This window comes from Nocardioides cremeus (assembly GCF_030518195.1).
Lineage (GTDB): Bacteria > Actinomycetota > Actinomycetes > Propionibacteriales > Nocardioidaceae > Nocardioides > Nocardioides cremeus.
In genome coordinates, this window is sequence record NZ_JAULSC010000006.1 from 143,957 (window position 1) to 168,008 (window position 24,052).

At 75.1% G+C, this 24,052-nt stretch carries 23 protein-coding genes and 1 pseudogene; 18 read left to right on the forward strand and 6 right to left on the reverse strand.

Annotated elements, in window-relative coordinates:
• Nucleotides 1–24: 24 nt before the first annotated feature.
• Genes QWJ41_RS08780 through QWJ41_RS08820 form a run of 9 tightly spaced genes read left to right on the forward strand, consistent with a single transcriptional unit; the run spans nt 25 to nt 13,243 of the window.
• Nucleotides 25–912: a hypothetical protein gene (locus QWJ41_RS08780; protein WP_302707369.1), complete on the forward strand. Its 888-nt coding sequence runs from the start codon at nt 25–27 to the stop codon at nt 910–912.
• A gap of 33 nt (nt 913–945) precedes the next feature.
• Nucleotides 946–1,275, forward strand: coding sequence for an MGMT family protein (locus QWJ41_RS08785; protein ID WP_302707371.1), 330 nt, complete (start codon nt 946–948; stop codon nt 1,273–1,275).
• Entirely contained in the window at nt 1,272–2,708 is a 1,437-nt protein-coding gene (locus tag QWJ41_RS08790; RefSeq protein ID WP_302707373.1) for an amidase, read from the forward strand. Before QWJ41_RS08785 ends, QWJ41_RS08790 begins: the two co-directional genes overlap by 4 nt.
• Complete coding sequence (locus QWJ41_RS08795; RefSeq protein WP_302707375.1) at nt 2,701–4,248, forward strand: SpoIIE family protein phosphatase; 1,548 nt, start codon at nt 2,701–2,703, stop codon at nt 4,246–4,248. The genes QWJ41_RS08790 and QWJ41_RS08795 overlap by 8 nt, the downstream gene beginning before the upstream one ends.
• Before the next feature lie 16 nt (nt 4,249–4,264).
• The gene (locus tag QWJ41_RS08800) at nt 4,265–5,218 is read left to right on the forward strand and encodes a sulfotransferase family protein (RefSeq protein ID WP_302707377.1); all 954 of its coding nucleotides are present in this window, start codon (nt 4,265–4,267) and stop codon (nt 5,216–5,218) included.
• Between the two features lie 42 nt (nt 5,219–5,260).
• Complete coding sequence (locus tag QWJ41_RS08805) at nt 5,261–5,986, forward strand: lysophospholipid acyltransferase family protein (RefSeq protein ID WP_302707379.1); 726 nt, start codon at nt 5,261–5,263, stop codon at nt 5,984–5,986.
• 60 nt (nt 5,987–6,046) lie between these two features.
• A complete protein-coding gene (locus QWJ41_RS08810; protein WP_302707381.1) occupies nt 6,047–9,325 on the forward strand; it encodes an ATP-dependent helicase in 3,279 nt (1,092 codons plus the stop codon).
• A complete protein-coding gene (locus tag QWJ41_RS08815) occupies nt 9,322–12,561 on the forward strand; it encodes an ATP-dependent helicase (RefSeq protein ID WP_302707383.1) in 3,240 nt (1,079 codons plus the stop codon). Before QWJ41_RS08810 ends, QWJ41_RS08815 begins: the two co-directional genes overlap by 4 nt.
• Before the next feature lie 25 nt (nt 12,562–12,586).
• Nucleotides 12,587–13,243: an SDR family NAD(P)-dependent oxidoreductase gene (locus tag QWJ41_RS08820; protein WP_302707385.1), complete on the forward strand. Its 657-nt coding sequence runs from the start codon at nt 12,587–12,589 to the stop codon at nt 13,241–13,243.
• Here the strand turns inward: QWJ41_RS08820 and QWJ41_RS08825 are convergent.
• Complete coding sequence (locus QWJ41_RS08825) at nt 13,231–14,319, reverse strand: NAD(P)-binding domain-containing protein (RefSeq protein ID WP_302707387.1); 1,089 nt, start codon at nt 14,317–14,319, stop codon at nt 13,231–13,233. The genes QWJ41_RS08820 and QWJ41_RS08825 overlap by 13 nt on opposite strands.
• A gap of 73 nt (nt 14,320–14,392) precedes the next feature.
• Here QWJ41_RS08825 and nudC point away from each other — a divergent pair, with 73 nt between their 5' ends.
• Nucleotides 14,393–15,301, forward strand: a complete 909-nt coding sequence (gene nudC / locus QWJ41_RS08830) for an NAD(+) diphosphatase (RefSeq protein ID WP_302707389.1) — start codon at nt 14,393–14,395, stop codon at nt 15,299–15,301.
• Between the two features lie 36 nt (nt 15,302–15,337).
• Here the strand turns inward: nudC and QWJ41_RS08835 are convergent, their stop codons facing one another.
• Complete coding sequence (locus QWJ41_RS08835) at nt 15,338–15,616, reverse strand: mycoredoxin (protein ID WP_302707391.1); 279 nt, start codon at nt 15,614–15,616, stop codon at nt 15,338–15,340.
• A 42-nt stretch (nt 15,617–15,658) separates the two neighbouring features.
• Between QWJ41_RS08835 and QWJ41_RS08840 the strand changes: the two genes are divergently transcribed.
• The 6 genes and pseudogenes from QWJ41_RS08840 (at nt 15,659) to QWJ41_RS08865 (ending at nt 19,209) form a co-directional block, all read left to right on the forward strand.
• Entirely contained in the window at nt 15,659–17,737 is a 2,079-nt protein-coding gene (locus QWJ41_RS08840; protein ID WP_302707393.1) for an ATP-dependent DNA helicase UvrD2, read from the forward strand.
• A gap of 178 nt (nt 17,738–17,915) precedes the next feature.
• Nucleotides 17,916–18,104: a hypothetical protein gene (locus QWJ41_RS08845; RefSeq protein WP_302707395.1), complete on the forward strand. Its 189-nt coding sequence runs from the start codon at nt 17,916–17,918 to the stop codon at nt 18,102–18,104.
• A 125-nt stretch (nt 18,105–18,229) separates the two neighbouring features.
• Complete coding sequence (locus QWJ41_RS08850) at nt 18,230–18,511, forward strand: WhiB family transcriptional regulator (protein ID WP_302707397.1); 282 nt, start codon at nt 18,230–18,232, stop codon at nt 18,509–18,511.
• Nucleotides 18,484–18,729, forward strand: a pseudogene (locus tag QWJ41_RS08855) (putative WhiB-interacting protein); the annotation flags it as partial. The gene QWJ41_RS08850 and the pseudogene QWJ41_RS08855, both read left to right, overlap by 28 nt.
• A 34-nt stretch (nt 18,730–18,763) precedes the next feature.
• Nucleotides 18,764–18,958 (forward strand): putative WhiB-interacting protein, encoded by a 195-nt coding sequence (locus QWJ41_RS08860; protein ID WP_302707400.1) that lies wholly within the window; start codon nt 18,764–18,766, stop codon nt 18,956–18,958.
• Between the two features lie 89 nt (nt 18,959–19,047).
• On the forward strand, nt 19,048–19,209 hold the full coding sequence (locus tag QWJ41_RS08865; protein ID WP_302707402.1) for a hypothetical protein: 162 nt from the start codon (nt 19,048–19,050) through the stop codon (nt 19,207–19,209).
• Between the two features lie 10 nt (nt 19,210–19,219).
• Here QWJ41_RS08865 and QWJ41_RS08870 read toward each other — a convergent pair whose 3' ends face one another.
• Both QWJ41_RS08870 and QWJ41_RS08875 read right to left on the reverse strand, forming a co-directional pair.
• Nucleotides 19,220–20,131: a TOMM precursor leader peptide-binding protein gene (locus QWJ41_RS08870; protein WP_302707404.1), complete on the reverse strand. Its 912-nt coding sequence runs from the start codon at nt 20,129–20,131 to the stop codon at nt 19,220–19,222.
• Nucleotides 20,132–20,202: 71 nt separating this feature from the next.
• Nucleotides 20,203–20,361, reverse strand: a complete 159-nt coding sequence (locus QWJ41_RS08875; protein ID WP_091026547.1) for a DUF5679 domain-containing protein — start codon at nt 20,359–20,361, stop codon at nt 20,203–20,205.
• Nucleotides 20,362–20,445: 84 nt separating this feature from the next.
• On the opposite strand from QWJ41_RS08875, the gene QWJ41_RS08880 reads away from it, so the two are divergent.
• Nucleotides 20,446–21,498 (forward strand): PHP domain-containing protein, encoded by a 1,053-nt coding sequence (locus tag QWJ41_RS08880; protein WP_302707410.1) that lies wholly within the window; start codon nt 20,446–20,448, stop codon nt 21,496–21,498.
• Nucleotides 21,499–21,508: 10 nt separating this feature from the next.
• On the forward strand, nt 21,509–22,090 hold the full coding sequence (locus tag QWJ41_RS08885; RefSeq protein ID WP_302707412.1) for a M48 metallopeptidase family protein: 582 nt from the start codon (nt 21,509–21,511) through the stop codon (nt 22,088–22,090).
• On the opposite strand, the gene QWJ41_RS08890 is transcribed toward QWJ41_RS08885, so the two are convergent.
• Nucleotides 22,030–22,635, reverse strand: a complete 606-nt coding sequence (locus QWJ41_RS08890) for an NUDIX hydrolase (RefSeq protein ID WP_302707414.1) — start codon at nt 22,633–22,635, stop codon at nt 22,030–22,032. The genes QWJ41_RS08885 and QWJ41_RS08890 overlap by 61 nt on opposite strands.
• Entirely contained in the window at nt 22,632–24,026 is a 1,395-nt protein-coding gene (locus QWJ41_RS08895) for a zinc-dependent metalloprotease (RefSeq protein WP_302707416.1), read from the reverse strand. Before QWJ41_RS08895 ends, QWJ41_RS08890 begins: the two co-directional genes overlap by 4 nt.
• Between the last annotated feature and the right edge of the window lie 26 nt (nt 24,027–24,052).

The window sequence follows — 24,052 nt, forward strand, 5'->3', positions numbered from 1 at the left end:
GGGGGCATCGGTCGTTGAGGAGGCATGCGCACCCGACCCGTGACGGCTCCCGCCGCCGTCGTCCTGGCCGTCCTGCCCCTGATGATCGGCCTGATCGGGGTGCTGCTGCCCACGAGCGCCGGGGCCGCAACGGCCCGGCGCTTCGACTCCTGGGCGCCGGCCGGCGAGGCCACGATCACGCCGGGGGTGCAGATGTACACCGACGGCTCGCAGTGCACCGCCAACTTCGTCTACACCGACCGGCGCGGGCGCGTGTACGTCGGCTACGCCGCCCACTGCGCAGGCCTGGGGGAGGCGACCGACACCAGCGGCTGCGCCACCCCGACGCTGCCCAGCGGCACCAAGGTGCGCCTGGCCCGGGGCGGCAACCTCGCGTCCGGCGGCACCACGGTGGGCCGCGGCCGCCTGGTCTACTCGTCGTGGGAGACCATGCAGCGCGTGGGCACCACCGACGCCGACACCTGCGACTACAACGACTTCGCGCTGGTGCGACTGCAGCAGCGCTTCGCCCGCTCGGTCAACCCCAGCGTGCCCTTCTTCGGCGGCCCGACCGGACTCTCCCAGGACGGTGCGCCGGCCGGCTCGCAGGTCTACAGCTACGGCCAGTCGAGCCTGCGGCCCACCACGCTGCTCTCGCCCAAGGTCGGGCTCTCCCTGGGCGCCTTCGGTGACTGGAGCTGGGACGTCTACACCCTGACCCCGGGGGTGCCCGGCGACTCGGGCTCGGGCCTCCTCGACGCCGACGGCGCGGCCTTCGGCACCCTCTCGACCGTGGCGCTGGCGCCGCTGCCGCTGAGCAACGGCGTCGGCGACCTGGCCTCCGAGCTCGACTTCGCCCGGCGCCACTCGGGCATCAAGGGGCTGCGCCTGGTCAAGGGCACCGAGTCGTTCTCGGCCCTGCCGCTGGGCTGAGCCGCACCGCCGGCGCCCGGTAGGTTCCTCGGTGTGCGGCATCCCGAGGAGTACGTCGAGGACGTGCTGTCGTGCGTCGAGCAGGTGCCGCCGGGGCGGGTGACGACGTACGGCGCGATCGCCGAGGCCGTGGGTCGCTACGGCCCGCGCCGGGTCGGCAACGTGATGGCCGGCCACGGCGCGGCGGTGGCCTGGTGGCGGGTGGTGCGCGCCGACGGGTCGCTGCCGCCCAGCCACGACGGCGAGGCCCGCCAGGCCTACCTCGAGGAGGGCACCGCGCTGCGGCCCTCCGGCCGGGTCGACCTCGAGGTGGCCTTCTTCCGGCCCGCGCCGCCCGGTCCGCCTGCCATGATTCGCGGGTGAACAGCCAGCAGCCGGGACCCGACGTGAGCGTCCACTCCAGCGCCCGCGCCATGGCAGCGGCCGTGCGCGAGCGCCGGATCTCGGCCCGCGAGCTGCTCGAGCTGCACCTGACACGCATCGAGGAGCGCAACCCCGAGCTCAACGCGGTCGTCAACCTCGACGCCGAGCGCGCCCGGGCCGGCGCCGCCGCGGCCGACGAGCACCTGGCCCGGGGAGGTCCGCTGGGCGCGCTGCACGGGCTGCCGTTCGCCTTCAAGGACACCCACGCGGTGGCCGGCTGGCCGACCACCTTCGGCTCCCGGCTCTTCGCCGACCACGTGCCCCAGCACGACGAGCTGCTCGTCGAGCGCGTGCGCCGCGCCGGCGTGGTGGTGCTCGGGCGCACCAACGTGCCCGAGCTCGCCGCCGGCTCGCACACCTTCAACCGGCTCTTCGGCACCACCCGCAACCCGCACGACCCCACCCGCAGCGCCGGCGGCTCGAGCGGCGGCGCCGCGGCGGCGCTGGCCAGCGGGATGGTGCCGCTCGCCGACGGCTCCGACATGGGTGGCTCGCTGCGCAACCCGGCGTCCTTCTGCGGCGTCGTCGGGATGCGCCCGAGCCTGGGCCGGGTGCCCGAGTGGCCGCTCTACAACCAGTGGGAGACCACGTCGGTCGGGGGGCCGCTGGCCCGCGACGTCGGCGACCTCGCCCTGCTGCTGTCGGTGATGGCGGGTCCCGACCCGCGCGCGCCGCTGGCCCTCGGCGATCCGGGGCACCTCTTCGCGGCCCCGTTCGACCCCACGCCCCGGGCGCTGCACGGGCTGCGGGTCGCCTGGTCGCTCGACCTCGGCGGCGCCTTCGCCGTCGACGAGGACGTCGCGGCCGTCACCGAGCAGGCCGGCCGGCTGATGGCGCGGCACGGGGCGCGGGTGCACGGCGCCCACCCCGACCTCGCCGAGGGCGACGACACCTTCCGCACCCTGCGCGCCTGGCACCTGCACGCCAAGCTCGGCCCGCTGCTGGCCGAGCACCCGGGCGAGCTCAAGGCCAGCCTCGCCGACAACATCCGGGCCGGCGCGCCGCTGAGCGGCACCGACGTGGCGCGCGCCTACACCCAGCGCACCACGCTCGGCGAGCGGATGCGGCAGTTCTTCACCCAGCACGACCTGCTGGTGCTGCCGGTCTCGCAGGTGGCGCCGTTCCCCGCCGAGCAGGAGTACCCCACGCAGGTCGCCGGCCGGCCGATGGGCTCCTACCTCGACTGGATGCGCTCGGCCTACCTCGTCACCGTCACCGGCTGCCCCGCGATCGCGGTGCCGGCCGGCCGCACGCCGGACGGGCTGCCCGTCGGGGTGCAGCTGGTGGGCCCGCACGGCAGCGACCGGCGCCTGCTCGAGATCGCCGCCGCCTTCGAGGCCGCGGCCGCCTCCGAGGTCGGCGAGCATGGCTGAGGACCCGCTCTTCGAGCTCGCCGGCTCGCTGCGCGCGGCGTACGCCGGGGTCGACTGGGAGGCGGCCGGCCTGGGCGAGCCGAGCACCTGGAGCCCCGCGCTGCGCAGCACCCTGGCCCTGGCCCTCGAGACCCGGTTCGCGATGGCGCTCCTCTGGGGCCCCGACCACGTGCTGCTCTACAACGAGGCGTTCGTCGAGCTGATCGCCGACAAGCACCCCCTGGCGCTGGGCCGGCGGACCGAGGACGTCTTCGCGGAGGCCTGGGAGCAGCTCGGGCCGATGATGCGCTCGGTCGTCGAGGACGCCACCCCCACCTGGGTCGTCGACGCCGAGGTGCCGCTGCAGCGCTCGGGCTTCCTCGAGGAGTGCTACTTCACCTTCTCCTACTCACCCGTGCGCGGCCCCGACGGCCGGGTCGAGGGCGTGGTCGACATCGTCACCGAGACGACGCGCCAGGTGGTCGCCCGGCGCCGCCTGCAGGTGCTGACCCGCCTCGACCAGGCTCTCGCCGGGGTCTCGAGCGCCGCCGCGCTGGTCGACCTGGCGGTGCGCGAGCTGCGCGAGGACCCCGGCGACCTCGTCGAGGTCGCGGTCCGCCCCGGTGCCGTGGCCGACCCGCTGGTGCTCGAGAGCCTCGACGGCCCCGGGCAGGGCACCGTGGCCCGGGTCGCGCTGCCCGCCCCCGACCCGCGCGCGCCCCAGCAGCACCTCCGGCTGCGGCTCAGCGACCGCTTGGCCCTCGACGGCGAGTACGTCGACTTCCTGCGCTCCCTGGCCGGCACGCTGCAGCAGTCCCTCGAGCTGCTCGCCGCCCGCGAGAGCGACCGCCAGCTCTCCGAGGCGCTGCAGCGCAGCCTGCTGACCCGCCCCGCCCACGGGCCCGCGCTGCAGGTCGCGGTGCGCTACCAGCCGGCCGCCGAGAAGGCGCGGGTCGGCGGCGACTGGTACGACGCCTACGTGCTGCCCGACGGCGCGCTCGCGGTGATGGTCGGCGACGTCGCCGGCCACGACCAGGACGCCGCGGCCGCGATGGGCCAGCTGCGCAACCTGACCCGGGGCGTGGCCTACAGCGCCCGCCTCGCGCTGCCGGCCCGGGTGCTCAGCGACCTCGACCGGGCGATGGCCGGGCTCGGTGTCGACGAGGTCGCCACCGCGGTGCTGGCCGTCGTCGAGGACGGCGGCCCCGACGGCCAGCTGCTGCACTGGAGCAACGCCGGCCACCCGCCACCGCTGCTGGTGACCGCGGAGGGCACGGCGCGGCTGCTCGAGGAGACGCCCGACCTGCTGCTGGGCCTCGACCCCGACACCCGGCGCGCCGACCACCGGCTGCGGCTGCGACCCGGAGACACGCTGCTGCTCTACACCGACGGGCTGGTCGAGCGCCGCGACGCGGGGCTCTCGGAGGGCCTGGCCTGGCTGGTGGACTCCTTGACCGGCTGGGGCGACGCCGACCCCGAGGACCTGTGCGACCACCTGCTCGACGCGGTGGGGGAGCACGAGGACGACCTGGTGCTGCTGGCCCTGCGCGCCCGCGACTGACCGGGCCGCGCCGCTCTTGTCGTATGCTCGCCAACCGTCCGGGAGGCACCCCGGGCGCACCGCGAGGAGGCACACGATCACCGCACCCAGCGCCGCCCAGACCGAGGCACCCCACGGCACCGTCCCGATCGGGCTGGTCCTCGGTGGTGTGCAGAAGGCCGCGACCAGCACCCTCTACCGGGTCCTGGTCAGCCACCAGCACATCACCCGTGCCCCGCAGAAGGAGTGGCACTTCTTCGACGACGACTCCCTCGACTGGGAGCGCCCCGACTTCAGCGGCTACCACGTCGCCCTGCGCTCGGCCCGCTCGAAGGCGACGATGGGCGTCGACGCGACCCCGTCGTACCTCTTCTGGCCGGGGGCGCTGGAGCGGATCCGCGCCTGGAACCCCGACGTGCCGCTGATCTTCTGCTTCCGCGACCCGATCGAGCGCGCCTTCTCGCACTGGGTGATGAACTGGACGCGCCGGCTGCCCGCCGAGGAGCGGATCACCTTCGCCGAGTCGGTGCGCATCGACTTCGAGCCCTCCTGGGTCGGCACCCGCCCCGAGGGCTGGGACGCCAAGGCGCTGCGCACGCGCACCGTGGTGGCCCGCGGCTTCTACGGCGCCCAGCTCGCCCGGGTGCGCTCGATCTTCCCCAGCGAGCAGGTGCACCTGGTCGACTTCCACCAGATGGTCAAGGCCCAGCACGACACGGCCGAGGACCTCGTGGCGCGCCTGGGGCTGCCGCCGTACAAGAAGCGCTTCGAGCCGCTGGCGCGCAGCGCCTCGCAGACCGACTTCGAGGCCGACGCGCCCACCGCCGACGACATCGCGGTGCTGCGCGACCGCTTCGCCGACGACCACCGCGCCTTCAGCGAGACCTCCGGGCTCGACACGTCGGCGTGGACAACCAGCCGGCTGCTGACGGGCGAGCTCACCCCGGGCGACGTCGCCGAGAAGCTGGGGCGCAAGGCCGGACTGCTCTGACGTCGGATCGGCGGACCCGCCGGTAACCAGCACACTGACCACGTGCCCGCCTCCGCCCCGTCGTCCCACGAGCCCAGCGAGCCCAGCGAGCCCAGCGACCGGATGTACCGGGCCCTGCACGCGGTCGTGCCGCCCGTGGCCCGCGCGCTGTGGCGCCCGAGGGTCGAGGGCCTCGAGCACCTGCCGGCCACCGGTGGGGTGCTGCTGGCCAGCAACCACCTCTCCTTCATCGACTCGGTGGTCATCCCGGTCGTGGTGCCGCGCAAGGTCGTCTTCCTGGCCAAGTCCGACTACTTCACCGGTCCCGGGCTGCGCGGCGCCGCCCAGCGCGCCTGGTTCGAGGGGCTGGGGATGCTGCCCGTCGACCGCGACGACCCGCGCTCGGCGATCGGCAGCCTCGACACCGCGCTCGAGGTGCTGGAGCGGGGGGAGGCCTTCGGTCTCTACCCCGAGGGCTCGCGCTCGCGCGATGGCCGGCTCTACCGCGGCCGCACCGGCGTCGGCCACCTCGCGCTGACCGCCGGGGTGCCCGTGGTGCCCGTCGGCCTGGTCGGCACCGACCGGCTCCAGCCCGTCGGCTCGAGCCTGCCGCGCCCGGTGCGGGTCACCGTGCGCTTCGGTCCGCCGGTGCGCGCCGGCGGCCGCTTCGAGGGCGTCCCGCTCGGGCGGGCCCGCCGCGAGCTGACCGACGAGGTCATGGCCGCCATCGCTGCCCTGAGCGGCCAGGTCGAGGCCGGCGTCTACAACGACCGGGCACCCGGCGCCTGAGGACATGGTTCGTCCGCCGTGGTCGTGGGCCTGTCGGTGCCGGGTGGTCGAATGGTCGCCATGAGGAGCCCCGCCGCGACCACCACCTACCGGCTCGCCGCGCCGCAGCAGGCGGCCGCGGTGCCCACGCTCGACGAGCACCAGCGCCGGGTGCTCGAGCACCCCGGCGGTCCGCTGCTCGTGCTGGCCGGGCCGGGCACCGGCAAGACCACCACGCTGGTCGAGACGATCGTGCACCGCATCGAGCAGGGCGCCCGCCCCGAGCAGGTGCTGGCGCTGACCTTCTCGCGCAAGGCCGCCGAGCAGCTGCGCGACCGGGTCACCGCCCGCCTGGGCCTGACCTCGGCGGTGGCGATCGGCACCACGTTCCACTCCTTCGCCTACGGCCTGATCCGCCAGCACCAGCCCGCGGAGCTCTACGAGGGCCCGCTGCAGCTGCTCAGCGCCCCCGAGCAGGACGTCGTGCTCCAGCAGCTGCTCACCGACGCGCCCGAGTCGGTGCGCTGGCCCGAGGCGCTGCGCCGCGCCGTCGGCACCCGCGGCTTCGCCGGCGAGGTGCAGGCCGTGCTGGCCCGGGCCCGGGAGAAGGGGCTCGACGGCGAGGAGCTGCGCCGCCTCGGGCTCGAGTCCGGGCGCGAGGAGCTGGTGGCCGCCGGGTGGTTCCTCGACCAGTACCTCGACGTGCTCGACTCGCGCGGCGCCATCGACTACGCCGACCTCATCCGGCGTGCGGCGATCCTGGCCGAGGAGCACCGCGACGAGCTGCGCGCCACCTACCGCCACGTCTTCGTCGACGAGTACCAGGACACCGACCCCGGCCAGGTGGCGCTGCTCCAGGCGCTGGCCGGCGACGGGCGCGACATCACCGTCGTCGGCGACCCCCACCAGTCGATCTACGCGTTCCGCGGCGCCGAGGTGCGCGGCATCCTGGAGTTCCCCACCACCTTCCCCCGCCGCGACGGCAGCCCGGCCGGCACCGTCGTGCTGCGCGGCACCCGCCGCTTCGGCGCCTCGCTGCTGCGCTGCTCGCAGCGGGTGGCAGCGCGGCTGCCGCTGATCGGCACCATCGAGAGCGGGGCCCGCGACGACTTCCTGGCCCCGGTGCCGGTCGGCGACCACGGCGACGGCCGGGTACAGGTGCTGACCTACGACACCGAGCGCGCCGAGGCCGAGCACCTGGCCGACCTGCTGCGCCGCGCGCACCTCGAGGACGGCGTCGCCTGGGACGACATGGCCGTGCTGGTGCGCTCGGGGCGCACCTCGATCCCCGGCCTGCGCCGCTCGCTGCTGGCCGCCGGCGTGCCGGTGGAGGTCGCCGGCGACGACACCCCGTTGGTCGGCGAGCCCGCCGTGCGCACCCTGGTCGACGCGCTGACGGCCGTCCTGCACCTCGACGACGACGACCCGCGCAGCGTCGACCACCTCGACGCCCAGCACGCGCAGACCCTGCTGCACTCCCACCTGGCCGGGCTCGACGCCGCCGACGTGCGGGTGCTGGCCCGGCTGCTGCGCACCCGCGAGAAGCAGCGGGTCGCCGAGGCCGCCGAGGGCACCGCCCCCCGCAGCTCGCCCGAGCTGCTGCGCGCCGCGGTTGTCGACGAGGGCGTGCTCGAGGACCTGGCCGGCACCCCGGGCGCCGACCTCCCGGCGGTGGCGCGGGCGGCGCGCCTGGCCCGGCTGCTGCGCGAGGCGCGGGCCCTGGTCGAGGACGGCGCCTCGGCCGAGGAGGTGCTGTGGCACCTCTGGTCGGGCACCGACTGGCCCGCGCGGCTGCAGACCGCCTCCACCCGCGGCGGGCAGGGCGGGCGCACCGCCCACCGCGACCTCGACGCCGTGTGCGCCCTCTTCGACGAGGCGGCCCGCGTCGAGGAGCGCCGCGGCCACACCGCGCTGGCCTCGTTCCTCTCCACCCTGGTGGCCCAGCAGATCCCCGCCGACACCCTGGCCGAGCAGGGCATCCGCGGCGAGGCCGTGCGGCTGCTGACCGCCCACCGCTCCAAGGGCCTGGAGTGGCGCCTGGTCGTCGTGGCGCACGTGCAGGAGGAGGGCTGGCCCGACCTGCGCCGCCGCTCGACGCTGCTGCAGGCCGACCGGATCGGCCAGGGCCACCTGGTGCCCCCGACATCGGCGCGCGAGCTGCTCGCCGACGAGCGCCGGCTCTTCTACGTCGCCTGCACCCGGGCGCGCGAGCGCCTCGTCGTGACGGCGGTGGCCTCGCCCGACGAGGACGGCGAGCAGGCCTCGCGCTTCCTCGCCGAGCTCGGCCCGACCCCCCAGCACGTGCAGGGCCGGCCCCGGCGGCCGCTGTCGCTGGCCGGGCTGGTCGCCGAGCTGCGGCGCACCGTCGCCGACGACAACCAGTCCAAGGTGCTGCGCCACGCGGCCGCCGAGCGGCTGGCCCGCCTGGTGGCCGAGCACCGCGAGGGTGCGGCGTGGGTGCCGGCCGCCGACCCCGCCACCTGGTGGGGCACCCGGGCCTTCAGCGCCTCCGAGCAGCCCGTGCGCGAGCCCGACGAGCCGGTGCGCCTGTCCGCCAGCGCCCTGACCACGCTCGAGCAGTGCCCGGCGAAGTGGTTCCTGGAGTCCGAGGCCGGGGGAGCGCGGGCGGCGACCCAGGCCCAGGGCTTCGGCAACGTCGTGCACGCCCTGGCCGACCGGATCAGCCGCGGCGAGGTCGACCTGTCGGGCCCCGACCCGGTCGAGGCGCTGATGGAGCACGTCGACGCCGTCTGGTCCCGCCTGCCCTTCCGCACCCCCTGGTCGGGCGGCCGGGAGCGCGAGGAGGTGCGCAAGGCCCTGACCCGGTTCCTGGCCTGGCACCAGCGCCCCGAGGCCCGCGAGGTGCTGGCCACCGAGCAGCGCATCAACACCACGGTCGCGCTGCCCGACGGCCAGCAGGTGCACCTGCACGGGTACGCCGACCGGCTCGAGGTCGACGCGGAGGGCCGGGTGGTCGTCATCGACCTCAAGACCAGCAAGTACAAGCCGACGGGGGAGGAGATCACGGTGCACCCGCAGCTGGGGCTCTACCAGCTCGCCGTCGAGCACGGCGCCGTCGACGAGGTGCTGACCGAGCGCCGCGGCGAGCCCTCGACCGCGCAGCCCGGCGGCGCCGAGCTGTGGCAGCTGCGCCACGAGGCGCGCGGCCGGCTCACCGTCCAGACCCAGGCGCCGCAGGAGCCCGACGAGCAGGGCGTGCGCACGATCGAGCACCAGCTGATGGCGGCCGCGCGAGCGGTGCGCGAGGAGGACTTCGTGGCCAGGCCCGGCAAGCACTGCGACTTCTGCGACTTCCAGCCCCTGTGCCCGGCCAAGAGCTCCGGGACGGTGCTGTCGTGAGCGCGACGAGCGCCTCCGCGGGCCCGCGCACCGTGGACACCCCGGAGGAGCTGCAGCAGGTCATGCAGTCCGACTTCCCGCCCAGCCCCGAGCAGTGGGAGGCGATCCGGGCGCCCCTCGAGCCGGCCGTGGTGGTCGCGGGCGCCGGCTCGGGCAAGACGACGTTGATGGCCGCACGGGTCGTCTACCTCGTGGTGACCGGCCAGGTGCGCCCCGACGAGGTCCTCGGGCTGACCTTCACCACCAAGGCGGCCAGCGAGCTGCGCCAGCGCATCCGCGAGGCCCTCGAGCGCGCCGGCTTCGGTCCCGGCGGCCCCGACCTCCCAGACCGCGCAGCACGGGAGCAGGACGAGGAGGCCGTGGAGCTGCTCGAACCCACGGTGTCGACGTACAACGCCTACGCCTCGGCGCTGCTCTCCGAGCACGGGCTGCGCATCGGCCACGAGCCCGACACCCGGGTGATGGCCGACGCCTCGCGCTACCAGCTCGCCGCCCGGGTCATCGACCGGCACACCGGCCGCGTCGAGCTGCTCTCCGACAGCCCGCGCCACGTCATCGACTACGTGCTGCGCCTCGAGGGCGCGCTGAGCGAGCACCTGGTCGACGTCGCGGCCCTGCGCGGCTTCGACGCCGCGCAGGCGCCGCGCTTCGCCGAGGCGCTGCAGGCGGGGCCGAAGAAGACCCGCGACGACGTCGCCAGCGCCTTCGCCCGCCGGGCCGAGGCGCTCGACCTGGTCGAGGAGTACCGCCGGCTCAAGCAGGCGCTGGGGCTGATGGACTTCTCCGACCAGATCGCGCTGGCCGCCCGGCTGGCGGAGAGCCACGCCGAGGTCGGCGAGCAGGAGCGCGGCAAGTTCAAGGTGGTGCTGCTCGACGAGTACCAGGACACCTCGGTGGCCCAGGCCCGGATGCTGCGCCGGCTCTTCGGGGGCGGCCACCCGGTGATGGCGGTGGGCGACCCCAACCAGGCGATCTACGGCTGGCGCGGCGCGTCGGTCTCCAACATCCTGCGCTTCGGCGAGGACTTCCCCCGCGGCGACGGCGCCGAGGTGGCGCGCTTCCGGCTCAGCGTCAACCGCCGCTCCGACACCCGCATCCTCGACGTCGCCAACGCGCTGGCCGACCCGCTCTACCGCCAGTTCCCGATGGTGGCGCCGCTGCGCTCGGGCACCTCGGCCCAGGGTGTCGTCGACGTGGCCGTGCACGAGACCTACGCCGAGGAGCTGGGCTGGCTCGCCGAGCAGGTGCGCGCGGCCCACGATGCCGGCACGCCGTGGCGCGAGGTGGGGGTGCTGGTGCGCGACAACGCCCACGCGGCCGACGTCTTCGACGCGCTCAGCGCGGCCGAGGTGCCGGTCGAGATCGTGGGTCTCAGCGGCCTGCTGCGGCTGCCGGAGGTCGCCGAGGTGCTCGCGACCCTCACGCTGCTGGAGGACCTCACCGCCAACGCCGACCTGCTGACCCTGCTCACGGGTCCGCGCTGGGCGGTGGGCCCGCGCGACCTCGCGCTGCTGGGCCAGCGCGCCGAGGAGCTCGCCGGGGCTCGGCGTGGCCGCGCCGGTGCCGGCGACCGGGCCCTGGGCGAGGAGCTCGAGCAGGCCGTCTCCGGTGCCGACCCGACCGAGGTCCCCGCGCTGTGCGACGCGCTCGACGACCCGGGCGAGCTGGCCTACTCGACCGCGGCTCGCGAGCGCTTCGCGCTGCTGGCCGCCGAGCTGCGGATGCTGCGCGCCCACGTGGGCGAGCCGCTGCTCGAGCTGGTGCGCCGCATCATCGAGACCTGCGGCATCGACCTCGAGCTGGCCGCCTCGGTCAGCGAGGCCGCGCGGGCCCGGCGCGACAACCTCGACATCTTCGTCAAGGCGGTCGCCGACTTCCAGGCGATCGACGGCTCGGTGAGCCTGACCTCGCTGCTGGCCTGGCTGCAGGCCGAGGACGAGCTCGGCAACGGCCTCGACGCCGCCACCCCGTCGGAGGCCGACTCGGTCAAGCTGTTGACGGTGCACCGCGCGAAGGGCCTGGAGTGGGACGTGGTGTTCCTGGTCGGCACCTGCCGCGACAAGTTCCCGCACACCCGCAGCCGCGGCCTGTGGCCGCGCCGCCTCGAGATGCTGCCGACGCCGCTGCGGGGCGACGAGCGCGACCTGCCCCAGCTGCTCGGTCACGACGCCGAGGCGCTCAAGCGGCTCGAGACCGACACCAAGGCGCACGAGGCCACCGAGGAGCTGCGGCTGGGCTACGTGGCCTTCACCCGGGCGCGGCACCGGCTGGTCGTCTCGTCCTACGTGTGGACCGAGGGTCGCAAGGGCGGCCTGGGCCCCTCGCCCTACCAGGTCGTCGTCCGCGACTTCCTGGCGCTGGCCGGCGTCGCGCCCCTGGCCTGGCGCGAGTGCCCCGACAAGAGCGAGGTCAACCCGCTGCTGCAGGCCGAGGTGCCCGAGCACCCCTGGCCGGTCACCGAGCACACCGCCGAGGCGCTGCGTCGGCTCGAGGCCGCCGAGCTCGTCGCCGAGGCCACCGAGCAGCTGGCGGCCGGGCGCGGCGGCGAGTGGGACCAGCAGGCCGACCTGGTCGAGCGCTCGGTCCTCGACACCTGGGACGACGAGCTCGAGCGGCTCCTGGTCGAGGCGCGCCGCGACCGCAGCCCCGAGGTCGAGGTGCCGCTGCCGGGCAGCATCTCGGTGACAGCACTGTCGCGCCTGCGCGACGACCCCGAGACGTTCGCCCGCGAGCTGGTCCGCCCGATGCCGCGTCCGCCCTCGCCCGCGGCTCGCTTCGGCACCCGCTTCCACGCCTGGGTCGAGGCCCGCTTCGGCCAGCAGCCGCTGCTCGACCCCGACGAGCTGCCGGGACGCGGCGACGAGGGCATCGACGACGCGGCCGACCTCGAGGAGCTGGTGCGCCGCTTCGAGGAGGGCCCCTTCGCCGACCGGGTGCCCTACGCCGTCGAGGCGCCGTTCGCGCTGGTGCTCGCCGGGCAGGTGGTGCGCGGTCGCATCGACGCGGTCTTCCGCGAGCCCGACGGCTCGTTCCTGCTGGTGGACTGGAAGACCAACCGTCGCGCCGACGCCGACCCGCTCCAGCTCGCGCTCTACCGCACCGCGTGGGCCGAGCTCGAGGGCCTGGCGCCCGACGAGGTGCGCGCGGGCTTCTACTACGTGCGCACCGGTGAGCTCGTCGAGCCCGCCGACCTGCCGGGCCGCGACCAGCTCGAGACGCTGCTGGCCGGGTCGTAGCCGCACCGGGTCGTAGGGTCGGGGGATGAGCGCGGAGCAGCGGGTCGTCGTGGTGGTCGGGGCCGGTCCGGGTGTCAGCGGGTCGCTGGCGCGCCGCTGCGCGGCCGACGGCTGGGCGGTCGGCCTGGTCGGCAACGACGAGGCCGCCCTCGAGGACCTCGCCTCGACGCTGGTGCCGGCGCGGGTCGAGCGCCGGGTCGCCGACGTCTCCGACCCGGTGACCGGGGGCGGGGCGGTCGCCGACCTGGCGCGCCGGCTGGGGCGCATCGACCTGCTGCACGTCAACCCGAGCGCCTACCGCGAGGCCGACCCGCTGCACCTGGGGGTCGAGGAGCTGCTCGACGACGTGCGGCTCGGGGTGGGCGCGCTGCTGGTGGCCGTGCAGGCCGCGCACCCCTACCTGCACCCCGGCTCGCGAGTCACCGTCACCGGCTCGATGGCCGCCGACGAGCCGTCGGCCGCCGCAGCGTCGCTGGGCGTGCAGAAGGCCGGCGTGCGCAACCTGGTGCGCTCCCTCGACACGACGCTGGCCCCCGAGGGGGTGCGCGCGGTCTCGGTGACCGTGCGGGGCGCGCTGGCCCGCGAGGGCACCTTCAGCCACGACGCGGTCGCGGAGGCGATCTGGGCGGCCGCCCACCAGGAACCGGGCGACTGGCGCGCCGAGGTGTCCTACCCGGCCTGAGCCGTCCGGTCGCGGCCCGCGCCCAGGGCGGCCACGACACCGACGGCCGCGTGCCGGCCGGCCCGGTTGGCGCCGATGGTGCTCGCCGAGGGGCCGTAGCCGACCAGCTGCACCCGCGGGTCGTCGACCGCGGTGGTGCCGTGCCGGTCGAGGCGGATCCCGCCCTCGCGGGTGCGCAGGTGCAGCGGCGCGAGGTGGCGCACCGCCGGACGGAAGCCGGTGGCCCAGAGCACGGCCTGGGCCGGCTCGAACCGGCCGTCGGCCCACCGCACGCCGTCACGCTCGAGCGCGGCGAACATCGGCTGCCGGTCGTAGGCACCGAGCGCGGCCGCTGCTCGCTCCTGCTCGCGCAACGCCAGCCCCGTCACGCCCACGACGCTCGCGGGCGGCAGTCCCCGGCGCACCCGGTCCTCGACGAGCGCCACCGCGGCCCGGCCCGCCTCGCTGGTGAAGTCGTCGGTGCGCCAGCGCGGCTCACGCCGGGTGACCCACAGGGTGTCGGTGACCAGCGCGACCTCGCCGAGCAGCTGCACCGCGGCCGCGCCGCCGCCGACCACGACGGTGCGGCGGCCACGGAAGGCCTCGGCGCCGGGGTAGTCGCGGGTGTGCACCTGCAGCCCGGCGAACTCGGCAGCGCCGGGGTAGGCGGGCAGGTAGGGCTGCGACCACGTGCCCGAGGCGTTGACCAGCGTGCGGGTCGACCAGGTGCGCTCGCCGGCGTGCACGGTCAGCAGCGTCCCGGGGCCGTCGGTGACCCGGTCGACGCGCACCGGGCGCAGCACCGGCAGCGCGTGCCGGCGCTCGTAGTCGGCGAAGTAGGCCGGGACCGCACGGTTGGCCGGTCGGTCGTCGCGGCCGGGCGCCCCGGGGTCCGCCGGGTCACGTGGGTCGTGCGGCAGCTCGTGCACGCCGTGCACGTCGACCATCGACAGCGAGTCCCAGCGGTGCTGCCACGCGCCGCCAGGAGCCGGGGCGGCGTCGAGCACCAGGTGCCGCACGCCCCGCCTGGCCAGGTGGAAGGAGGCCGAGAGCCCCGCCTGGCCGGCGCCGACGACGATGCTGTCCCAGATCTCCACGTCGGTGGAACGCGCCCGGGGGCCGGGCTGTTCCGTGCTGGTCCGGGCTGTCCCGCGCGCTACCGTCGCGCTCGTGAGCTACCCGCACCAGATGATGGCCGCCGACCCACACGACCGCGCCGCGCTGCACCGCACCGACGACGCCTGGCTCGAGCAGCGTTGGGCCGACCCGGAGAGCCGGGTCCTGGTGGTCTCGGGCACCCGCATCCGCCCGAGCGGGGGTCGCATCGAGTGGGTCCCGCCCGGCGAGGCGCCCGAGGGACTGCGGGTGCTGCTGGGGGAGTGGGACGGCCGCGCCTGGTTCGCGGTCGTGACCGACGCGGAGCTCTCCCGGCGGGGCGAGGGCTGGGTGCCGCTGCGCGGGCTGCTGCCCTCGCTGGCCGACGACGCGCTGGCCTACGCGCCCCTGGTCTTCCACGCCCTGGGGCTGGCCGAGTGGCTCTTCGTGACCCGCTTCTGCCCGCGCTGCGCGGGCGACCTCGAACCCCGCAAGTCGGGCCACGAGCTGGTCTGCACGCGCTGCGGCAAGGCGCAGTTCCCGCGCACCGACCCCGCGGTGATCATGGTCGTCGCGCACGGCGAGCCGGGCAGCGACGACGAGCGCTGCCTCCTGGGGCGCCAGTCGGTCTGGCCCGAGGGCCGCTTCTCGACGCTGGCGGGCTTCTGCGAGCCCGGCGAGAGCCTCGAGGACGCCGTGCGCCGCGAGGTCCTCGAGGAGACGGGCGTGCGCGTGGGCGAGGTCACCTACTTCGGCAACCAGCCGTGGCCGCTGCCGGCGAGCCTGATGGTCGGCTTCACGGCCCGGGCGACCAGCACCGCCATCGAGGTCGACCACGACGAGCTCGAGGACGCGCGCTGGTTCACCCGTGCCGAGATGCGTGAGCAGGCCGAGGCCGGCAGCCTCGTGCTGCCGGGCGGGGTCTCCATCAGCCGCTCGCTGGTCGAGCACTGGTACGGCGGCCCGCTGCCCGGCCACTGGTGAGCCCGGCCGGCCGGTCGGACCGGCCGGGCCGGCCGATCAGGCCAGCGAGGCCAGCTTGTCCTTGACCTGCACCAGCGAGGGGTTGGTCATCGCGCTGCCGTCGGAGAAGACCAGCGTCGGCACCGTCTGGTTGCCGTTGTTGACCTCCATGACGACGTCGGCGGCCGCGGGGTCCTGCTCGATGTCGACGATCGTGAAGGGGATGCCCTCACGGTCCAGCTGCGACTTCAGGCGGTGGCAGTAGCCGCACCACGGGGTGCTGTACATCGTGAACCCGGTCGTGGGGGTGGTCTCCACAGGTGCTTCGGTGCTCATCTCGGGCTGTCGCCTCCGGCATCTAGGGTGTGATCGGTCCCCATGCCAACCACGTCCGAAGCGGAGTTGTTCCCCCTGATGCCCGACCCCGACGCCCTGCTCTCCGCTCTCGACCCCGAGCAGCGGGAGGTCGCGGAGGCGCTGCGCGGCCCGGTGCGGGTGCTGGCCGGTGCCGGCACCGGCAAGACCCGGGCGATCACCCACCGCATCGCCTACGGCGTCGCCTCCGGGGTCTACACCCCGACCGAGGTGCTCGCGGTCACCTTCACCACGCGCGCCGCCGGCGAGATGCGCCAGCGGCTGCGCACCATGGGTGCCGGTGCGGTGCAGGCGCGCACCTTCCACGCCGCCGCGCTGCGCCAGCTGCGCTACTTCTGGCCCCACGTCCACGGCACCGAGCTGCCCCGCCTGACCGAGTCGAAGATCCCGCTGCTCGCCGGCGCCGCGCGGCGCCAGCGGCTGCGCGTCGACCAGGCGCTGCTGCGCGACCTGGCCTCGGAGGTCGAGTGGGCCAAGGTCAGCAACGTCCACCCCGACGACTACGCGCGCGTCGCCACCCGCCGCGGGCGCAGCGTCACCGGCCACGACGCCGACACCGTCGCGCGCGTCTTCGCGGGGTACGAGGACGTCAAGCGCGGCGAGGGCCGGATGGACATGGAGGACATCCTGCTGCTGACCGCGGGGCTGCTCGCCGAGGACGAGCGGGTGGCCGCGCAGGTGCGCCGGCAGTACAAGTACTTCGTCGTCGACGAGTTCCAGGACGTCTCGCCGCTGCAGTCGGCGCTGCTCGACCTGTGGCTCGGCGGGCGCGACGAGCTGTGCGTGGTGGGCGACCCCGCGCAGACCATCTACTCCTTCGCCGGCGCCGACGCCGACTACCTGCGCGACTTCCCCGTCAAGCACCCCGGCACCACCTCGGTCGAGCTGGTCCGCAACTACCGCTCGACCCCCGAGGTGGTCTCCGCGGCCAACGCGCTGCTCGAGGGCTCGGCCACCACCAGCGTCTCGCTGCGCTCCCAGCGTCCCTCGGGCCGCGCGGTGGAGTACCGCTCGGCCCCCGACGAGGTCTCGGAGGCCGAGGCGGTCGCCGCGCGCGTCCTGCAGCTGCGCGAGGCCGGCGCCTCGCTGGGCGAGGTGGCCATCCTCTTCCGCATCAACGCCCAGTCCGAGACGTTCGAGGAGGCGCTGGCGGCACGCAAGATCCCCTACGTGATCCGCGGCGCGGCCCGGTTCTTCGACCGGCCCGAGGTGCGCGAGGCGGTCACCCGCATCCGGGGCGCCGCGCGCAGCGGCGAGGGCGAGGAGCTCGTCGAGCTGGTGCGCTCCACGCTGGCCGGGATGGGCTGGACCTCCGCGCCGCCGACCGGGCGGGGCCAGACCCGCGACCGGTGGGAGTCCTGGCAGGCGCTGGTCGACCAGGCCGAGGAGTTCGCGGCGGGGGAGGGCAAGGACCACGCCGACCCCGCCGGCGCCTTCGTCGACGACCTCGACCGTCGCGCCGCCGAGCAGCACGCCCCGGTGGCCGAGGGCGTGACCCTGGCGACCTTCCACGCCGCGAAGGGCCTGGAGTGGGACCACGTCTTCCTCTGCGGGCTGCAGGACGGCACCCTGCCCATCACCTACGCCGACACCCCGGCGGCGGTCGAGGAGGAGCGCCGGCTGCTCTACGTCGGCATGACCCGCGCCCGCCTCGAGCTCTCCTGCTCGTGGTCGCTGGCGCGCAACCCCGGCGGCCGGGGCTCGCGCAAGCCCTCGCGGTTCCTCGACCCGCTGCTGCCCGAGGAGGCCCGACCGCGGCCATCGGGCTCGACGCGGGCCGGTCGTGCGATGAGCTGCCGCGAGTGCGGCACCCCGCTGCGCACCCCGGCCGACAAGAAGCGCGCGCGCTGCGAGGACTGCCCGGCCTCCTACGACGAGGAGCTCTTCGAGCGGCTGCGCGAGTGGCGCAAGGAGCGCGCCGGCGAGGAGAAGGTGCCGGCCTTCGTGGTCTTCTCCGACGCCACCCTCGAGCTGATCGCCGAGCAGAAGCCGCAGACCCCCGAGGCGCTGCTGCGCATCAGCGGGATCGGGCGCCAGAAGCTCGACCGCTACGGCGAGGACGTGCTCGGCGTCGTGGGCTGAGTCGAGGGCCGAGCGGGCGTTTCACGCCCTGCTGACGGGGGCGCAGGAAAGTTCTCGAGAAATAGTCAATAAATGGTTTGCCCCTTACACGAGGGGGCCGCTAGTTTACTCAGCACCAGCAAACGCGCACCCAGGCAGTGACGACGCCCGCGCACGAGACCACGAGGAGGTGGAGCAGATGTTCAGCAACCAGATCGCGATGACGGCCATGACCGCCGCGACGACCGCGCGCCCGTACGGCACCCTCCTGCCCACTTCCGGTCACGTCGTCGATCGTGACCGTCGTGGCGTCATCGGCGCCGTGAAGGGCCAGGCCGGCTTCGCCGCCGCCCGGGGGACCTCTGCCTGGAGACCACCGACCTGCTGAGAGCAGTCGTCGAGAGCCTCCAGGCCGCGGAACCCGAAACCGGGATCCGCGGCCTTTGTCTTTGCCACCAGCGGCCCACCCAGCTGTTTCCCACCCGCTACCAGGTCGACAAGGAGGTGACATCCATGACCATCAGCGTTCTCGACCGCGTCGACGAGGCCCTGCCCGCCGACCAGATGCCCTGCCGGGTCGCCAACCCCGAGCTCTGGTTCGCCGAGTCCCCCCAGGACGTCGAACGTGCCAAGGCGCTCTGTCTCGACTGCCCCGTGCGCCAGCTGTGCCTGGCCGGGGCCCTCGAGCGGCGTGAGCCCTGGGGCGTGTGGGGCGGTGAGCTCTTCCTGCAAGGCGTCGTGATCCCGCGCAAGCGGCCCCGCGGCCGGCCCCGCAAGGACGAGCAGGCGGCCTGACCACCCAGCAGCACCAGCAGCACCCCGACATCACTCACAGAGAGACGACCACCATGCACATCCAGCCCGACACCCTCGCCGCGGCGCAGATCAGCGCCCGGCTCGACGAGGCAGGACGACGGCGACGCCACCACGAGCTGGCTCGCGCGCACCGCTTCAGCCGACGTGCTGAGCGTGCCGCGGCCCAGGCCCGCACCGCCTTCGCCCGGGCGCTCTGAGCGCCACCACCTCGTCCTGGAAGACAGAGACACCATGACCACGCACACGAACCGGAGCAACGACATGAGCTTGATGAACGAAGATCTGGCCCGCGCACAAATGGCCGCGCGCCTGGGAGAGGCGCATTCCCTTCGCCGTGGCCACCAGCTGGCCCGGGCCCAGCGCCTGAGCCGCAGGGCCGAGGCCGCCGCCCAGCAGGCGCGCCTGGCCCTGGCCCGCGCGCTGTAGCAGCACGGAGCCGGGCACGACACCTGTCGTGCCCGGCTCCTGCGCGTCCGCGGGCTGCACATCCGGGCAGCACACCTAGGGTGGCAGGCATGCGCACCTGTGACTTCTGCGGCCGCCAGGAGGACGACGACGCCGCGACCCTCTCCTGGTCGACCGCCGTCGAGCGCGGTCGCACCCGCGTCTTCTGCGACACCTGCTCGCGCGAGCACCTGCGCGCCATGGAGGGCAAGCTCGACTCCGAGTGGTGGTGAGCCGCCCGGCTCAGGCCGTGGCCAGCTCGTCCCACGCGCAGCCGCAGTGCGGGTGGCGCAGCAGCACCGAGCGGGCCGGCGCCAGGTCGGGGCCCAGGGTCGTGGTCGCCGACCAGGTCGAGGGCCGCTCACCGTCGAGGTGGCGCACCACGTCGCGCACCGCCCACGCCACCGCCAGCCGGCGCAGCGCCGGGTCGCTGGGCTCGGGCGCGGTCGTCGGCGCCCGTGCACGCTGCGCGTGCTGGGCCAGCACGAGCGCGCGCCGGGGATCGCTGTCGCCGGCGTGGGCGTCGAGGCAGCGCAGGCAGGCGGTGCGACCGGGCACCACGAACGGACCCACGACGTAGGTGTCGAGGTGCGCGGTCACCAGCAGGTGCGGCACCTGGTCGCGCACCAGGTCGTCCACCTGCTCACGGTCGGGCTCGGAGCCGACGAGCAGCGCCAGGCCGGGCGGCTCGGCGCCGGGGGAGTGCACACCCACCCCCGACTCGCCCAGCACGCCGGCGACCTCGGCGCACGTGCTCGCCTCGCCCAGCACCTGCACGCGGGCGCGCGCCCGCTCGCGCAGCCGACGGGGTGCGTCGAGCGGCGCCTCGCAGAAGGCTGCGGCCACGCCGGCCTCGTCGGCTCCGCCCCCGTCGCGTGCCTCGCGCAGGCAGTCGTCGACCTCGTCGGCGTCGACCAGCAGCCCGGCCGCCGCCAGCGCCGAGAGCGCTGCCGCCGGGCGGGGACCGGCCGGGGCGGCGGCGTACGACGCGGGGGCCTCGAGCGAGCGCAGCAGGGCGCGCACCTCGGGGTGGTCGGCCAGGACGACCCGGCGCGGCGCGGCGAGGCCGACCTGCAGGTGCCGGTCGTCGCGGCGGTAGATCCCGGCGCCGGGCAGCAGCCGGGGCCGCGCCGGCAGTGGTGGGGGCAGGCTCATGCGCCCTTCCTACCCCTCCCACGCCGGCGCAGCCCCGGCTCGTCCACAGGTCTGGCCGGGGGCCGGTGGGCTCAGGCCTTGCCGAGGATGCGGTTGAGGTTGGTGCTGCAGACCGGGCACACGGCCTTGGCCATGCGGGTGCCCTTGTCGTTGACCCTGACCTCGCCCTCCGCCTCGCGCTTCTCCTTGCACTTCACGCAGTAGAACTCGCCGCTCCAGGTCTCCGCCATGACGGCCTCCTCGCTGTCTCACTCGGGTCGCCGCGGCGGGTGCCACCGGGCCGGCTCGACCCTACGGCACCTAGGCTTCCCGGTGTGGCCGACCAGACCAGCCAGGAGCCGTACGACGCCGGACCGGTCGCCGCGCTGCGGCGGATCGCCTTCCTGCTCGAGCGCGGCCGCGAGGACACCTACAAGGTCAAGGCCTACCGGGGCGCGGCCGCGGCGATCCTGCCGATGGGCGAGGAGGCGGTGGCCAGCGCGGTCGCCGACGGCACCCTGCGCCGCGTCGACGGCGTGGGCGCCAGCACCGCGTCGGTGATCGAGCAGGCGGTGCGCGGGCAGCGTCCCGACCGGCTGGTGCGGGCCGAGGCCGAGCACGGCGGGCCGCTCGTCGAGGGTGGCGAGGAGCTGCACGCGCTGCTGCGCGGCGACCTGCACTCGCACTCCGACTGGTCCGACGGGGGCTCGCCGATCGAGGAGATGGCCTTCAGCGCCATCGAGCTCGGCCGGGAGTACCAGGTGCTCACCGACCACTCGCCGCGCCTCAAGGTCGCCCGCGGGCTCTCCGCCGAGCGGCTCGCGCGCCAGCTCGACGTCATCGACGCGGTCAACGACCACCTGGCCGGCTCCGGCTTCACGCTGCTCAAGGGCATCGAGGTCGACATCCTCGACGACGGCTCCCTCGACCAGAGCGACGAGATGCTCGACCGCCTCGACGTGCGGGTGGCCAGCGTGCACTCCAAGCTGAAGATGGAGTCCGAGGCGATGACGCGGCGGATGGTGGCCGCGGTGCGCAACCCGCGGGTCGACGTGCTGGGCCACTGCACGGGCCGTCTGGTCACCGGCGGCCGCGGCACCCGTGCCGAGTCGAGCTTCGACGCACACGCGGTCTTCGAGGCCTGCGCCGAGAGCGGCACCGCGGTCGAGATCAACTCCCGTCCCGAGCGGCGCGACCCCCCGACCCGGCTGCTCGAGCTGGCCCGCGACCTGGGTTGCCTGTTCTCCATCGACACCGACGCCCACGCCCCGGGGCAGCTCGACTTCCTCGCCTACGGCGCCCAGCGTGCCGCGGCCGCCGGCATCGACCCCGATCGGATCGTCAACACCTGGCCCAAGCAGCGCCTGCTGGAGTGGGCGAACGGCTAGCCTGCGGGGTATGGCGGTCCTGCCGGACTCCCGGCCAGACGACGACCCGCGCTCGGGATCGGTCCCGCCCTGCCCGCCCGAGGTCGAGGTACGCCGCTCGGCCCGCCGCCGCCGCACCGTGTCGGCGTACCGCGACGGCGGTCGCATCGTGGTGCTGGTGCCGGCCTCGCTGACCCGCGCCGAGGAGGCCGACTGGGTCGCGACGATGGTGGCGCGCATCGAGCGCTCCGAGCAGCGGCGCCGGCCCAGCGACGACGACCTGATGGGCCGGGCGCGGAGCCTCTCGGACCGCTACCTCGGTGGGCTCGCGGTGCCCGAGTCGGTGCGCTGGGTGGAGAACCAGGCGACGCGGTGGGGGTCGTGCACGCCGGGGGAGCGCACGATCCGGATCTCGTCGCGGCTGCAGCAGATGCCGCAGTGGGTCGTCGACTACGTCATCGTCCACGAGCTGGCGCACCTGGTCGAGGCCCACCACAACGAGCGGTTCTGGGCCTGGGTCGACAACTACCCGCAGGCCGAGCGCGCGAAGGGCTACCTGATGGGCTGGTCGGCGGCGCGCGACGAGCCCGACGAGCCCGACGAGCCCGACTGAGCGCACAGGCGCGCACGGGCCAGCCGCACCAGCTCGACCAGGTCGGCCTCGGGGTCGGGCAGCGCGTCGACCGGCCACCACCGCAGGTCGAGGGACTCCTCGCTGAGTGCGTGCTGCTCGTCGCCGGCGACCGCCACGAAGCGCACGTCGAGGTGGTGCACCGGCCGCTCGGGCGGGCCGCCGCAGAAGGGGACCGGGTGGGCGCTGAGCTGCACCGGGACCGGGTCGAGGTGCAGCCCGGCCAGCCCGGACTCCTCGGTGGCCTCGCGCAGCGCCGCCGCGGCCAGGGTCGGGTCGGCCTCCTCGCAGTGCCCGCCCAGCTGGAACCAGCGCCGGGCCTTGGCGTGCAGGGTCAGCAGCACCCGCTCCCGGTCGGCGCTGAGCACCAGGGTGCTCGCCGTCAGGTGGTCGGGGCGGCCCTCGCGGCGCAGCGCGTCGGGGTCGGCGTGCAGCTGCGCGACGTAGCGCTCACGCAGCTCCTCCTGGCCCGCGTCGGGGGCCGACCAGCCCGAGAGCAGCGCCAGCGCGTCGGCGTGCAGGCTCACTCGCCGTCGTCGCGCTGCTGGTCGTCGGGCTGCTCGCCACCGAGCAGCTTGGCCAGCTCGGCGTCGAAGTCGGCCTCGCTCAGCGCCTCGGGCGCGTTGGCCTCGTCGCGGAAGCCGAGCGGGTCGTCGAGGTCGGCCGAGGTCGGCAGCAGGTCGGGGTGGGTCCACACGCCGTCGCGGGCCTCGGGGCCCTGACGGGTGCGCAGCGAGCCCCACAGGGTGGAGGCGTCGCGCAGCCGCCGCGGTCGCAGCTCGAGGCCCACCAGGGCCGCGAAGGTCTCCTCGGCGGGGCCACCGGCCGCGCGGCGGCGGCGTACGGCCTCCTGCAGCTTGGCGGCGGAGGGCATCTTGCCCTCGGTGGCCTGGCTGACCACCTCGTCGACCCAGCCCTCGACGAGGGCGAGCACGATCTCGAGCCGCTCGAGCGCGGCCACCTGCAGCGGCGACTTGGGCAGGTCGAAGAGCCCGCCCTCGAGCAGCTGCTGCACCGACTCGGGGTTGCTGGGGTCGACGCCGCGCATCTGCTCCTCGAGGCGCTCCTGGATCGCCTCGGTGTTGATGTCGATGCCGCGCCCGTAGTCCTTGACCGCGCCGAGCACGTGGTCGCGCAGCCACGGGACGCTGCCGTAGAGGCGCTGGTGAGCGGCCTCGCGCAGGGCCAGGTAGAGCAGCACGTCGTCGTAGCCGACGTCGAGGCCCTCGGCGAACGTCTCGATGTTGGCCGGCAGCAGCGCCGCGCGACCGGCGGGCGCCAGCGGCAGGCCGACGTCGGAGACCGAGAGCACCTCGGAGGCCAGGGTGCCGATGCCCGAGCCGGCCTGGGTGGCCAGCATCGAGCCCATGAAGGTGCCGAGCATGCCCAGCAGCGGGCCGCCCATGGCGCGCGCCTCCTCGGGCAGGGCGCTCGAGAGCGACTGGGTGGACTGGGCGGCGACCGGCTCGACCAGCCCGCGCCAGACCTCCTGGGTGCCCACGACCCACTCGGCGCGGCTCCAGGCGCTGGTGCTGGTGATCGCCGAGGGCAGGTCGGTGGCGGCGTCGAGCCAGTGGTCGGCCAGCCCCAGGGCGTCGGCGACCGCGTCCTTCTGGCGCTGCGACGGGCTGGGGTCGGGCTGCTGGGCCACGGTCTTGCGGGCGGTGTCGACCGCGAGGTCCCAGTTGACCGGGCCCTCGTAGGGCTGCATCAGCGACTGGATCTGGCTCATGATCTGGTTGAGGTCGGGCATCTTGCCGCCGAACATCGCGCTCAGGTCGGGCATCTGCCCGCCGGCGCCGCCCATGGCGCCCATCGGGCCGCCGGCACCGAAGAGGTGCTCGAAGGGCGTGCCCTTGAAGGGGTTCTGCTGCTCGTCGTCGCCGTCGCCGGGGCCGTCCGCAGGCTTGTCAGTCATGGGGTCAGGCTACGCCGGGGCGCCCA

Coding starts and splice junctions, on each gene's coding strand:
- QWJ41_RS08865 (WP_302707402.1), top strand. CDS start 19,048: ATGCGCACCTGTGACTTCTGCGGCCGCCAGGAGGACGACGACGCCGCG.
- QWJ41_RS08850 (WP_302707397.1), top strand. CDS start 18,230: ATGACCATCAGCGTTCTCGACCGCGTCGACGAGGCCCTGCCCGCCGAC.
- QWJ41_RS08780 (WP_302707369.1), top strand. CDS start 25: ATGCGCACCCGACCCGTGACGGCTCCCGCCGCCGTCGTCCTGGCCGTC.
- QWJ41_RS08840 (WP_302707393.1), top strand. CDS start 15,659: ATGCCAACCACGTCCGAAGCGGAGTTGTTCCCCCTGATGCCCGACCCC.
- QWJ41_RS08895 (WP_302707416.1), bottom strand. CDS start 24,026: ATGACTGACAAGCCTGCGGACGGCCCCGGCGACGGCGACGACGAGCAG.
- QWJ41_RS08870 (WP_302707404.1), bottom strand. CDS start 20,131: ATGAGCCTGCCCCCACCACTGCCGGCGCGGCCCCGGCTGCTGCCCGGC.
- QWJ41_RS08820 (WP_302707385.1), top strand. CDS start 12,587: ATGAGCGCGGAGCAGCGGGTCGTCGTGGTGGTCGGGGCCGGTCCGGGT.
- QWJ41_RS08795 (WP_302707375.1), top strand. CDS start 2,701: ATGGCTGAGGACCCGCTCTTCGAGCTCGCCGGCTCGCTGCGCGCGGCG.
- QWJ41_RS08860 (WP_302707400.1), top strand. CDS start 18,764: ATGACCACGCACACGAACCGGAGCAACGACATGAGCTTGATGAACGAA.
- QWJ41_RS08835 (WP_302707391.1), bottom strand. CDS start 15,616: ATGAGCACCGAAGCACCTGTGGAGACCACCCCCACGACCGGGTTCACG.
- QWJ41_RS08810 (WP_302707381.1), top strand. CDS start 6,047: ATGAGGAGCCCCGCCGCGACCACCACCTACCGGCTCGCCGCGCCGCAG.
- QWJ41_RS08845 (WP_302707395.1), top strand. CDS start 17,916: ATGTTCAGCAACCAGATCGCGATGACGGCCATGACCGCCGCGACGACC.
- QWJ41_RS08885 (WP_302707412.1), top strand. CDS start 21,509: ATGGCGGTCCTGCCGGACTCCCGGCCAGACGACGACCCGCGCTCGGGA.
- QWJ41_RS08875 (WP_091026547.1), bottom strand. CDS start 20,361: ATGGCGGAGACCTGGAGCGGCGAGTTCTACTGCGTGAAGTGCAAGGAG.